The following is a 12253-nucleotide window of genomic DNA, read 5'->3' as shown; positions in this document are numbered from 1 at the left end:
GGGCGCCCCTCCTGCCAGGGGTTCTGTTTTAACCATTTGGTACCGGGGGGGGGGGTTGGGTCCCCCCCCCCCCGACGCATTACATCTTCATGCCGACGAAACGCACCAGGCCGTCCGGATATTCCTTGAAGCCGGTCAGCTTGGCGTTATGGGCATAGAGCCACTTGCGATGCAGCAGGTAGATGATCGGCCGCTCGGCATTGACGATCTTGGCGGCCTTTTCCCAGGCTTCCTTGCGCTTGGCCATGTCGGTGGTGAGCCGGCTGTCGTTCAGCACCTCGTCCAGCGCCGGATTGCACAGGCCGGCATAGTTCAGCGGCTGCTTGCAGGCATGGAAGGAGTAGAGGTTGCCATCCGGATCGGGGCGACCGCTCCAGGCCAGGATATAGGCCTCGAAATCGCCCTTGTCCGCCATGTTCAGCGAGGTGGCGAATTCGGTGGCCTGGATGCGAACGTCGAAGCCGGCGTCCTTCGCCATCACCTGCACCACCTGGGCGATATTGCGGGCGTCCGTGGTGGTCGGCGTCACCAGGTTGATCACCGGATTGGGGTTGCCGGCTTCCTTCAGCAGGGCTTTGGCCTTGGCGATGTCACGCTTCGGAATCGGCACCGATTTGGCATAGGCCGGATTGTTCGGGGCGACCCACTGGTTGCCCGGCGTGGCCAGGCCGTCGAACACCACCTTGTTGATACCGTTGCGGTCGAGCGACAGCTCAAAGGCCTCGCGGATCTTCGGGTTCGAACCAAGGGCCGATGTCTTAGCCTTGTCGCTCTTGCCGATGTTGATGGTGATGCCGTAGTAGCCGATCTCGGTGATCGAAGCGAATTTCAGCTTGGCATCCTTCTGCACGGCAGCGGCATCGGTGGCGGCGAGGCGTTCCAGCATATCAAGCTGGCCGGACCGCAGGTTGGCCAGGCGTACGGTGGCATCGATGAAGGGGCGGAATTCGATGCGCGAGAAATGCACATTGGCCTTGTTCCAGTAGCCGTCGAATTTCTCGACCACGATACGGTCCTGCGCCACGCGCTCGACGAACTTGAACGGGCCGGCGCAGACCGGCGCGGTGCCGAATTTGTCGCCGAGGGCGGCGCCGGCTTTGGGCGAGATCATCATGCCGGCACGGTCGGTCAGCGTGGCGAGCAGCGGCGCGAAGGGCGCGGCGGTGTTGAGGCGAACGGTCAGCGGGTCGACCACATCGACGCTGGTGACGGCCGACAGCTCGCCGCGACGCTGCGAACCCTGCATGGTCTTGTGGCGTTCGATATTGTATTTCACCGCTGCGGCATCGAACTTTTCGCCATCGTGGAAGGTGACGCCGGGGCGCAGCTTCATGGTCAGCGCCTTGTTATCGGCCGACCAGCTCCATTCGGTTGCCAGCTGCGGCACCACCTTCAGGTCCGGTGCGATATCGACCAGCTTGTCGCACAGCGCCGAAAACACGATGCGGCCGACGAAAGTGCGCGCCATGGTGGGGTCGAGCACGTCCGGATCCTCGGCCAGGCCGAATTTCAGCGTCTGCGCCGAAGCAGTGGTGGCAAGCCCGCCGGTGCCCAGAACGAGTATTGCGGCCAATGCCGCCAAGGTGCTTTTTTTCATCATGTCAGCCTCTCTCCTGTTGGTTATTCCGAAACTGCTACTGAATCGACGAACCTGGCCTGCAGCCGGGCGAGTCGTGCGGCGCCGGCGGTGTTGCTTTCCGCCGGCAACGGCACGGAGTCGGGCAGCTCGCGCCAGCGATGGCAGGCGACGCTGTGGTCAGCCGACGTCGTTTCCGTCGCCGGGATTTTCTGGCGACAGAGATCGATCGCGAAGGGGCAGCGGGTGTGGAAGCGGCAGCCGGCCGGCGGATCAATCGGGCTCGGCACATCGCCGCTCAGGATCATGCGCTGGCGCGTCGCCTTGGGCTGCGGCACCGGAATGGCCGACAGCAGGGCGCGCGTATAGGGATGCTGCGGCCGGGCAAACAGTTCGGCGGCGGGGGCGATCTCGACGATATTGCCCAGATACATCACGGCGATGCGCTGCGAGATATGGCGCACCACAGCGAGGTCGTGGGCGATGAACACCATGGCGATGCCGAGCCGGGCCTGCAGGTCCTTCAGCAGGTTGAGCACCTGTGCCTGCACCGAGACATCCAGCGCCGAAACCGCCTCGTCGCAGACGATCAGGTTGGGTTCGACCGCGAGCGCGCGCGCGATACCGACGCGCTGGCGCTGCCCGCCGGAGAATTCATGCGGATAGCGCCGCGCATGGCTGGCGCGCAGGCCGACCAGGCCGAGCAACTCTTCTACCCGCGCCTTGCGTTTGCCCGGCGGCACCAGGCCATGCAGCATCAGCGGTTCGGCCAGGATATCGCCCACCGTCATGCGCGGATTGAGCGAGGCATAAGGGTCCTGGAACACCAGCTGCATTTCGCGGCGCAGGTCGCGCAAAGCCGTGCCGGTCAGTCTGGTGATATCGCGGCCATCGAATTTGATGGTGCCGGCGGTGGGGTCGATCAGGCGCAGCAGCAGCCGTCCGGTGGTGGATTTGCCGCAGCCGCTTTCACCCACCAGGCTCAGCGTCTCGCCGGGCTGGAGATCGAAGCTGATATTGTCGACCGCCGAGACATGGCTTACCGGCCGGCCGAACCAGTTGGTCCTGGCGGTGAAATGCTTGGTCAGGCCGCGGACTTCGAGAATGTTGCTCATGGCGCGATACTCATAACAGCGGCGCCTTCCAGCAGGCCACGGCATGGCCAGATAGCACACCGGGCAGCACATCGCGCAGGTCCGGCGCGGCCGCACGGCACTGATCCTCGACAAACGGGCAGCGCGGGCTGAACCGGCAGCCGGGCGGCGGGTCCATCGGATCGGGCACGCTGCCCTCGATGGCGGCCAGCCGGTCCTTGGTGTGATCCAGGCGCGGGATCGAACCGAGAAGTCCGATGGTGTAGGGATGCTGCGGCGCGTCGAACAGCATCTCCACCGGCGCCTGTTCGACGATGCGGCCGGCATACATCACCGCCACATGATCGGCCATCTCGGCGATCACGCCCATATCATGGCTGATCAGCATGATGGCGGTGCCGAGGTCGCGCTGCAGCTCGCGCAGCAGGTCGAGAATCTGCGCCTGCACCGTCACGTCCAGCGCCGTGGTCGGCTCGTCGGCGATCAGCAGCTCGGGGCCGCAGGCCAGCGCCATGGCGATCATGGCGCGCTGGCGCATGCCGCCCGACAGCTGATGCGGATAATCGTCGACGCGCGTGTCCGGTGCCGGAATCTTCACCTTGCGCAGCATGGCGATGGCCTGCTCGCGCGCCTGCGCGCCGGTCAGGCCCTTGTGCCGCACCAGGCCTTCCATGATCTGGTCGCCGATGGTGAAGGCCGGATTCAGCGAGGTCATCGGCTCCTGGAAGATCATCGCCAGCCGGTTGCCGCGCAGGTCGCGCAGGGCATCGGCCGGCAGACTGCGCAGGTCCTGGCCATCGAATGTGATGCTGCCGCTGGCGATGCGGGCGCCGCGGCTGGGCAGCAGGCCCATCACGGTGAGCGAGGTGACCGACTTGCCGCAGCCGCTCTCGCCGACAATGCCGAGCGTCTTGCCGGATTCCACCGCGAAGCTGATGCCGTCGACGGCGCGGAACTCGCCGCCCTCGGTGCTGAAATGCGTGCGCAGATCCTGGACTTCGAGCAGCGCCATCAGCTTGCCCCTGTTTTTTCTTGGGCTTCCAGGCGCTGCACTTCCGCCTCGATCACGCTGCGGTCCCAGATGCCGCTCGGATTGTCGCGGGTGGCGTAGAATTTGGCAAACGCGGCGGCGCGGCCGCGCGACACCGTATACAGCCGGCGCAGTTCGGCCAGCGGCTCGGCATGATCGTCGACGCGCAGGGAGAGTGCCGGATAATCCTCGCCCGCATAGATGATGAGCGCGGCCGACTGCTTGCCGCGTTTGTCGCCGCCCTCGGCCTGGCCGGCATCGAGTGCATCGAGGAAACGCTCGGCCAGTGTCTTGGTGCTGGCGGCGAAGGAGGCAAAGGTGGCCTCCACCACGCCGGCACCGGCCAGCATGTTGCCGGCCACCGAGAAACCGTCGCCGGCCTTGTGGCCGCACCAGCCGATGCAGTCCCTGCCGGTGAAAGCGGCCGTCTTGCCGTCGCGGTCGACCACATGCAGCTGGCGCGCTTCGCGGCCGTCGTCGGAAGCGACCAGCCAGCGCACGACTTCATGGGCCGGCAGTTCGTCCTTCAGCATGGCCAGGCCGCGCGGACCCCAGGTCGGATTGATCAGCGCCTGGGTCGCCAGCGCGCCGGCCCCGCTCATGGCATGCGGGCAGAGCGCGCCGACGGCGAAGAATCTGGTGGTGACGGCAACCCCGAAGGCGCCGGTGGCAGGATCGCGGGCGACGATCGACCACGTCATCGTCAGCGGCCCCCCGTCATCGGCCCACCGCATAGCCCTGCATACCGCGCGGGTTGGCGCCGGCAGTGAGCAGCGTGCCTTCGGGTGTTTCTGTGGTGGCGCAGGCGGTGAGGCGGCCTTCCGACCAGTCGCCGCCGACCTCCACCTTGTGGCCGCGCGCCTTCAGCGCGTCGATGGTTTCCTTCGGGAAGCGGCCTTCGAGGCCGAGATGGCCGGGCCTGGCGGCGCGCGGATAGAAGGAGGAGGGGAAATGCTCGCTATGCCAGGCCGGGCTGTCGATGGCCTCCTGCAGGTTCATGCCGTGATGCGCGATCTTCAGGAACATCTGCGGCGACCACTGGTCCTGCTGGTCGCCACCGGGCGTGCCGAAGGCCAGCGCCGGCTTGCCGTCGCGCAAAGCCATCGACGGAGAGAGAGTCGTGCGCGGCCGCTTGCCGGGCTTGAGCGAATTGGGCAGGCCCGCTTCGAGCCAGAACATCTGCGCCCGCGTGCCGAGGCAGAAGCCGAGGTCGGGGATCAGCGGCGAGGACTGCAGCCAGCCGCCGGACGGCGTCGCCGACACCATGTTGCCCCAGCGGTCGATCACGTCGACATGGCAGGTGTCGCCGCTGGCGGCGCCGCGCGCCGTCACCTTGCCGTCGCTGCCGGCCAGGCGCCCCACCGTGGGTTCGCCGACGCCGACGCCGCCGGCTTCGCCGGCCTTGATCGAGGTGAGTTTCGCGCCGCTGCCGACCGGATCGCCGGGCCGCAATTCCAGCGACGCCGTATCGCCGATCAGTTTGGCGCGCTGCGCGTTATAGGCATCCGACAGCAGCGCGGCCATCGGCACATCCACATGATCGGGATCGCCATACCAGGCCTCGCGGTCGGCAAAGGCCAGCTTGGAGGCCTCGACCAGCGTATGCACGAAATCCGGCCCGGCCGGGTCCATGGCCGAGAGATCGAAATGCTTCAGGATGGCGAGCTGCTGCAGGAAGGCCGGGCCCTGGCTCCACGGGCCGCATTTCGCCACGGTCCAGCCGTGGTAGTCGTAGGTCAGCGGCGCTTCGACATGCGCCTGCCATTTCGCCATGTCGTTGCCGCTCAGCACGCCGCGATGGCGGCGGCCCGAGGCATCCATGGCTTCGGTGCCGGAGGCAAATTTGTCGATGGCCTCGGCGACGAAGCCTTCGCGCCAGGCTTTGCGCGCGGCCTCGATCTTCTGTTCGCGCTTGCCGCTGCCGGCCGCAGCCAGCTTGCGATAGGTCGCCGCCAGGCCGGGCTGTTTGAACAGCGCATAGGCCTTTGGCAGGGCGCCGGTCTTATCGAGCCACAGTGCCGCCGAAGTCTTCCATTCGTCGCGGAACAGCGCCTGCACGGTGCCGATGGTGTCGATCACGCGCGGCACCAGCGGCGTGCCGGTCTCGGCGTAATAGATCGCCGGCGCCAGCGCCTCGGCAATGTCGATGGTGCCGTAGTCGCGCAGCATCAGCAGCCAGCCGTCCACCGCGCCGGGCACGCAGGGCGCCAGCAGGCCGGAGCCGGGAATCAGGTCGAGGCCAAGCGATTTGAAATGCGCGATCGTCGCCTTCTCCGGTGCCGGACCCTGGCCGCACAGCACTTCGACCTTTTTGTTTTTCGCACTCCACAGCAGGGCGGGCAGATCGCCGCCGGCACCGTTCAGATGCGGCTCGCACAGATGCAGCACGAAGCCGGCAGTGACGGCGGCATCGAAGGCATTGCCGCCGCGCTCCAGCACGCCCATGGCGGCGGACGAGGCGATCCAGTGCGTGGTGGCGACGACGCCGAAGGTGCCCTTGATCTCAGGGCGGGTGGTGAAGGCGAAGGGAATTTTCATGACGATGATCCGGGAACTGGAGAGACGGGCATTTTCTTATGATGACTGGTCGGGATTCATCGCCTTCAGCAGGGCTTCCTGATGCGTGGCGATATGCTGGCGCATGATCAGGGCGGCGCGGGCGGAATCGCGCGCGGCCACGGCCTCGGCGATCTCGAGATGCTGCTGCGCCGAGCGCAGCTTGCCGTCCGGCGTGCGGGCGCGGGCGCGCGTGCTCTGCCACGAGGGGTCGTAGCGGATCTTGTCGATCACCTCGAACAGGTCGAGGAACAGCCGGTTGCCGGCCGCCTCGGCCAGGCTGCGGTGAAAGGCGCTGTCCCAGCGTTCCAGCGTCGCCGGTTCGGTATCGAGGCCGGCGGCGGCGACGCGCTCGGCCAGGCGGCGGATCATGGCGATCTGCTCGGCGCTGGCGCGATGCGCGGCGAGGCTGGCGATGCTCGGCTCGATATGCAGCCGCACTTCCATGATCTCGTAGAAATTCGTGCGGCTGGCCAGCCGGCTCAAGGTCGGCGCCGAGGAGGAGGGGGCGGGGCCGATGAAGGTGCCCTTGCCCTGGCGGCGCCAGATCTTGCCCTCGGATTCCAGCTCGGCCAGCGCCTGGCGCACCACGCGGCGGCTCACCCCCATGCGGGCGGAGAGATCGCGCTCGGTCGGCAGCGGAGTCTCGGGATGGGCGGAATGCTCGACCAGCAGTTTGCGCAGCACGGCGACGGCTTCGGCAGCCGAGGCCACGCGGGTGACCGGATGGGGCGACATTTCGTTCATGGCGCTGAACCTAAACATAATGGTACATGACCGACAAGCCTAAATCATTGGTTTAAATGCCAAATAAATGCGCATTCTGCTGCCTCTTCCGGCAGTTGGAGGGCTATCGCGCCGTACCATTTCTGGAATTGGTACGGCGCGGTAAATCCATACCGCAGCGGGGCAGCGCCGATGCCTGAGTCGGGGACCGGAGCAGCTATTGATTTGTGCAGGCGATACCGGTACACAGCGCCTCGCGCCGGGCGACCGGCGCTGCGATCCGGATCGCTGATTCGGACCGCCACAGGCCGACCCCATCGTCTAGAGGCCTAGGACGTCACCCTTTCACGGTGAAGACACGGGTTCGAATCCCGTTGGGGTCGCCAAATGGCGAACAACTTGCAGTTTTCCAGCAATATCGAAGCTTTTCGGTGGTCAGCTGGGACAAAAGTTGTTCAAAATGCGCCTCATAATGTCGCTCAAACATCTCACTGTGAACTCAGCTGGCACCTTTCGGTATCGGCGAGTCGTGCCGCCCGAGCTGCATAATGCGGCTGGCGCTAAGGTTCTTACCCGTAATTTGAAGACCACTGATCCGGCTGAGGCAGCTCGGAGGTGGCCGCAGGCCCATGCTTGGGCAGAAGGCGTGCTGTTGAAAGCCAGGCGCACCGCTGCGAGTGCTACCGATGGCGATATTGACCATGCAGCCCGCCAGTACTTGCGGCGCGAGTTGAACCAAATCGAAGCTACTGCGCCAGCGCTGGATCCCGAAGGGACCGCCCTTCCGATTGATTTCGGCAACCCCGCCTGGAGGTCAGCGCGGATCGAAGAGGCAATCCAGCAGACGGGGATGGCAGTAAGGGAAGGGACTGATCGATGGGAGACCCTTCGTCGTGCGATGGAAGATGCGCTCGACGATTCGATTATTGCTGATGCGGTTCGCCGCGGCGGCCTCCCGTTACCCCCCGATATTGTCGAGAAAGCGGGCCAGGGCCCCTCAGTCTCAGTCGCGATTACAAAATGGATCGGGAGGCGAGAAGCTCGGATCGGACTGAAGGGTGCATCAGAAGCACGCCGCGCGGCTACGTTATTCGGAAAGCAAAAACTGATCAGTGAGATCAAAAAAGCTGACGCAGTAAAATTTCGGGACGAGCTGATAGAAGATGGAAAGTCCGTTGCGACCGTAAAGAAGTATGTGATGTACCTTAAGGGTGCTTTTGATGACTTTTCTGAACCACTCGATCCCGCGCCGAGAAACCCCTTCGCAGGCCTAAAGTACATTGAAATCGGAAAACCACGTGAGGCGCGGCGTGCATTTAGTTTTGAGTCGCTTGAGGCGCTATTCAAGCTGAAGCACTTTACGAATCCGAAGAACGATGCCAATGGACAGGCCTCGTTTTGGGTAACCTTGCTCGCATTGTTCACCGGCGCACGCCAGAGTGAAATCATTCAGCTAAATAAGGCGGATATCACTACTGCAAAGAAGATTGCGGTTATCGACTTTCATGGCGGAAGAGGTGACGAAAGCAAGAATATCAAGAATACTGATAGCATTCGCCGTGTTCCCGTGCCGGAAGCGCTCATTGAAATCGGCTTCATGAAATATGTTGAAGGACAGAAGGGCCGTCTCTTCAAGATTAAGTCAGACAGTCATGAAAACCCAGCTGGCCTCTTCAGTAAGCGTATCAACAGAGTGATCAGGAAGGTTGAACGTGATGCCGCGGTGGACTTCCATTCTCTGCGCCACACTTTCATCCAGTGGGCAACTGAGGCGGAGTTGCGGCCCGACTACATTAAAGCGATCGTCGGGCACGAAGATGAAAGTACCACTAATCGCTCTTATGGAATGCGCCTAGGGACAAGCCCAGCGGCATTGAAGCGCGGCATGGATAAAATCGTATTCCCAGTTGATGTAAAGCAGCTCGCGTTTACAGCTCGAAGCTACCTCCTGTCCGACGATGCGAAAAAACCCGAGAGACCAGGCGCTAGGTGACCGATCTGCACGTCTTGGGCGGGATATCTAGGGGTGGGGTAGGGCTACCCTCGCTGCATCGCTTTGATGTTGGCAAAACGAGCCATTTCCGCCTAAATGGCGAAATGGGGGACGGCGGCAATGCGTGGGCTTAGCGAACGTGACGTTTGCAGCAAGTTTATTACGCCCGCGCTTACGGCTGCGGGCTGGGATTTGCATGCCCAAATCCGCGAGGAAGTGAGCTTGACAGCCGGCCGTATCATCGTTCGCGGCAAGCTAATATCGCGAGGGACCCAAAAGCGCGCCGACTACATTCTATATCATAAACCTAATATTCCGATTGCGGTTATCGAAGTCAAAGATGGCTCACATTCGGCCGGCGCAGGCATGCAGCAAGCGCTCGAATATGCCGAGATGATCGATGTCCCATTTGTCTTTTCGACGAATGGTAAAAGCATTCTCATGCATGACAGGTCAGGATCTAGCGACAGTGTTGAACAAGAAATCGCGCTGGATGAAATGCCATCACCAGCAGATCTTTGGCTGCGATATGCGGCTTGGAAGGGGATCGCTTCTTCGGAGGATCCCATCGTTAATCAGGATTATTTCAATGATGGTTCAGGTAAAGCGCCACGCTATTATCAGACACTCGCAGTCAATCGTGTAATTGAAGAAATTGCAAAGGAACGTGGTCGGCTTCTTCTCGTTATGGCGACGGGGACCGGAAAAACGTACACCGCATTTCAGATCATCTGGCGGCTTTGGAAGGCTGGTGCAAAGAAGAGAATTCTGTTTCTTGCCGACCGTAACATTCTTGTCGATCAAACGAAGACGAACGATTTCAAACCATTTGGCGGAGCGATGACGAAGATCGCTAACCGCCAGGCGGATAAGTCATATGAAATATATCTTTCTCTCTATCAGGCGGTCACTGGAATAGACGAAGCTGCGAATATCTATAAGCAGTTTTCGAGGGACTTCTTTGATCTGATAATCATCGATGAGTGCCATCGTGGCAGTGCAGCAGCTGATTCCGCATGGCGTGAAATTTTGGAATATTTTTCAAAAGCAACACAGATTGGTCTAACTGCCACGCCGAAGGAAACGAGAGACGTTTCAAATATCGATTACTTTGGGGAGCCTGTTTACACATACTCGCTACGTCAAGGTATTGAAGACGGTTTCCTCGCACCCTACAAGGTCATTCGTTATGATCTCGACAAGGATCTGACGGGTTACAGGCCAGAATCGGGAACGATCGACCGTTACGGTCATGAAGTGGAAGACCGAATTTACAACCAGCGGGATTTCGACCGGACGCTGGTTTTAGATGAACGGACAAAATTGGTCGCCGCGAAGATCACTGAATTCCTGAAAGCCACCAACCGCTTTGATAAGACAATTGTGTTCTGTGAGGACACCGAACACGCCGAGCGAATGCGGCAGGCGCTCGCCAATGAAAACGCCGATCTGGTAATTGAAAATCTTCGCTATGTCATGCGGATTACCGGAGATGATGCGCCAGGCAAGGCGGAACTCGACAATTTCATCGATCCGAAATCGCGCCATCCTGTAATTGCGACGACATCGAAGCTGTTGACCACCGGCGTCGATGCAAAAACCTGTAAGCTGATCGTTCTAGATCAGCGTATTCAGTCCATGACCGAGTTCAAGCAAATCATTGGACGCGGCACACGCATTGATGAAGAGCACGGCAAGCAATACTTCACCATTATGGATTTTAAGCGAGCGACTGAACTATTCGCTGATCCTGATTTTGACGGCGATCCGGTCCAGATATACGAACCGGCTGCGACCGATCCGCCAGTCCCGCTGGACGAATATGATGTCACAGCTGGATCGTTCGGTGAATTTGGCGAAGAAGACGAGTCTGACATCACCGGAGGTGTGCTCCGCAACTCATTTGGCGATGACGCGGGGCCGCGAAAATTCTACGTCGACGGCGTCGAAGTCAGCGTTCTTTCAAAGCGCGTTCAATATCTTGGACCGGATGGAAGGCTAATCACCGAATCGTTGCGCTCCTATGCGAAAAAGACTCTGCAGAAAGATTACAAGACGTTAGACGAATTTCTCCGACGTTGGAGTGATGCGGATAAAAAACAGGCGATCGTCGAGGAACTGGAGATACTTGGTGTATCGCTTCATGGGCTGCGCGAAGAGGTAAAGAACGGCGATACCTTCAGCGCCTTCGATTTACTCTGCCACGTCGCCTATGGTCAGCCACCGCTGACTCGCAAGGAGAGGGTAGATCAAGTCAAGAAGCGTAATTACTTCGCAAAATACGAGGGGAAGATGCGCGCAGTGCTTGAAGCGTTGCTCGACAAATACGCTGACGAGGATTTTGGATCCTTGGAGAATGCCAAGGTGCTGCAGCTCAAGCCGTTCGATGAGTTTGGCACGCCGGTTGAGATCGTGAAAGGTTTATTCGGTGGAAGATTGGCTTATGAAGCCGCTGTCAAGGACTTACAGACGGAACTGTACCGTGAGGGAGCGTAGAGCGTGTCTAACGTATCGAGAGTAATCAAGTCCATTCAGGATATCATGCGGAAGGACGCCGGTGTTGACGGAGACGCTCAGCGTATTGGGCAGCTAGTCTGGATGTTCTTCTTAAAAATTCTGGGTGATCAAGAAGAGTCGTTGGTGCTCCTCAGCGATGACTACAAATCTCCCATTCCAGCGCATCTGCGCTGGTCCACATGGGCCACAAATCCTGAAGGTATTACCGGCGATGCATTGCTCGACTTCATCAATAACCAGCTATTCCCGAGACTGAAGAATCTTTCGCTTGAAGGACCGGAACGCGATCGCGCACGCGTCGTCCGTGCGGCTTTTGAAGACGCATACAACTATATGAAGAACGGCACGTTGATCCGACAGGTGGTCAACAAAATTAACGAGATCGATTTCAATAACACAGGCGATAAGCATGCCTTCGGTGATGTATATGAACAAATCCTAAAAGACCTGCAGAGTGCGGGTAATGCTGGTGAATTCTACACGCCGCGAGCCATTACTCAGTTCATGGTCGATATGTTGGACCCGCAACTAGGTGAAATGGTACTTGACCCTGCTTGCGGCACAGGCGGGTTCCTAGCTCACGTCATGGATCACAAAACAGATCGCTATGTGCAATCTGTCGATGACCGATCGACTGTGCAGAACAGCATTATCGGCGTGGAGAAAAAGGCACTACCGCACTTGCTCTGTGTTACCAACATGATGTTGCATGGCATTGAGGCTCCGACCAATATCCTGCACGACAATACGCTTGCTACACC

9 protein-coding genes and 1 tRNA gene are annotated in these 12253 nt (G+C 60.4%); 4 read left to right on the top strand and 6 right to left on the bottom strand.

All coding sequences use genetic code 11. The features are described from left to right. Nucleotides 1–79 precede the first annotated feature (79 nt). From OJJ21_RS04850 to OJJ21_RS04825, 6 genes are read right to left on the bottom strand one after another with little or no spacing between them, the layout of a single operon-like run. Nucleotides 80–1600: an ABC transporter substrate-binding protein gene (locus OJJ21_RS04850; protein WP_297683700.1), complete on the bottom strand. Its 1521-nt coding sequence runs from the start codon at nucleotides 1598–1600 to the stop codon at nucleotides 80–82. 20 nt (nucleotides 1601–1620) lie between these two features. Next, nucleotides 1621–2691: an ABC transporter ATP-binding protein gene (locus OJJ21_RS04845; protein ID WP_297683698.1), complete on the bottom strand. Its 1071-nt coding sequence runs from the start codon at nucleotides 2689–2691 to the stop codon at nucleotides 1621–1623. Nucleotides 2692–2701: 10 nt separating this feature from the next. Beyond that, nucleotides 2702–3682, bottom strand: a complete 981-nt coding sequence (locus OJJ21_RS04840; protein ID WP_297683697.1) for an ABC transporter ATP-binding protein — start codon at nucleotides 3680–3682, stop codon at nucleotides 2702–2704. Beyond that, nucleotides 3682–4401: a DUF1028 domain-containing protein gene (locus tag OJJ21_RS04835; protein WP_297683695.1), complete on the bottom strand. Its 720-nt coding sequence runs from the start codon at nucleotides 4399–4401 to the stop codon at nucleotides 3682–3684. The genes OJJ21_RS04840 and OJJ21_RS04835 overlap by 1 nt, the downstream gene beginning before the upstream one ends. 16 nt (nucleotides 4402–4417) lie before the next feature. Further along, nucleotides 4418–6238: a gamma-glutamyltransferase family protein gene (locus OJJ21_RS04830; RefSeq protein WP_297683693.1), complete on the bottom strand. Its 1821-nt coding sequence runs from the start codon at nucleotides 6236–6238 to the stop codon at nucleotides 4418–4420. Between the two features lie 36 nt (nucleotides 6239–6274). Beyond that, entirely contained in the window at nucleotides 6275–7003 is a 729-nt protein-coding gene (locus OJJ21_RS04825; protein ID WP_297683691.1) for an FCD domain-containing protein, read from the bottom strand. A gap of 289 nt (nucleotides 7004–7292) precedes the next feature. On the opposite strand from OJJ21_RS04825, the gene OJJ21_RS04820 reads away from it, so the two are divergent. From OJJ21_RS04820 to OJJ21_RS04805, 4 genes are all read left to right on the top strand, one after another. Beyond that, nucleotides 7293–7368 (top strand) — tRNA-Glu (locus OJJ21_RS04820). A gap of 86 nt (nucleotides 7369–7454) precedes the next feature. Beyond that, complete coding sequence (locus OJJ21_RS04815) at nucleotides 7455–8975, top strand: site-specific integrase (RefSeq protein WP_297683689.1); 1521 nt, start codon at nucleotides 7455–7457, stop codon at nucleotides 8973–8975. Nucleotides 8976–9095: 120 nt separating this feature from the next. After that, entirely contained in the window at nucleotides 9096–11471 is a 2376-nt protein-coding gene (hsdR, locus tag OJJ21_RS04810) for an EcoAI/FtnUII family type I restriction enzme subunit R (protein ID WP_297683687.1), read from the top strand. A gap of 45 nt (nucleotides 11472–11516) precedes the next feature. Next, the coding region (locus OJJ21_RS04805) for a class I SAM-dependent DNA methyltransferase (RefSeq protein ID WP_297683685.1) at nucleotides 11517–12253 on the top strand (737 nt) is incomplete at its 3' end.

Origin of the sequence: Ferrovibrio sp. (assembly GCF_025869515.1) — a bacterium.
Taxonomy (GTDB): domain Bacteria; phylum Pseudomonadota; class Alphaproteobacteria; order Ferrovibrionales; family Ferrovibrionaceae; genus Ferrovibrio.
This window is presented reverse-complemented; position numbering and strand designations above follow the sequence as displayed.

Bases quoted from the DNA above. Each gene is read 5' to 3' on its own strand.
- OJJ21_RS04815 (WP_297683689.1), top strand. From the start codon at position 7,455: ATGTCGCTCAAACATCTCACTGTGAACTCAGCTGGCACCTTTCGGTAT.
- OJJ21_RS04845 (WP_297683698.1), bottom strand. From the start codon at position 2,691: ATGAGCAACATTCTCGAAGTCCGCGGCCTGACCAAGCATTTCACCGCC.
- OJJ21_RS04840 (WP_297683697.1), bottom strand. From the start codon at position 3,682: ATGGCGCTGCTCGAAGTCCAGGATCTGCGCACGCATTTCAGCACCGAG.
- OJJ21_RS04835 (WP_297683695.1), bottom strand. From the start codon at position 4,401: ATGACGTGGTCGATCGTCGCCCGCGATCCTGCCACCGGCGCCTTCGGG.
- OJJ21_RS04850 (WP_297683700.1), bottom strand. From the start codon at position 1,600: ATGATGAAAAAAAGCACCTTGGCGGCATTGGCCGCAATACTCGTTCTG.
- OJJ21_RS04830 (WP_297683693.1), bottom strand. From the start codon at position 6,238: ATGAAAATTCCCTTCGCCTTCACCACCCGCCCTGAGATCAAGGGCACC.
- OJJ21_RS04825 (WP_297683691.1), bottom strand. From the start codon at position 7,003: ATGAACGAAATGTCGCCCCATCCGGTCACCCGCGTGGCCTCGGCTGCC.
- hsdR (WP_297683687.1), top strand. From the start codon at position 9,096: ATGCGTGGGCTTAGCGAACGTGACGTTTGCAGCAAGTTTATTACGCCC.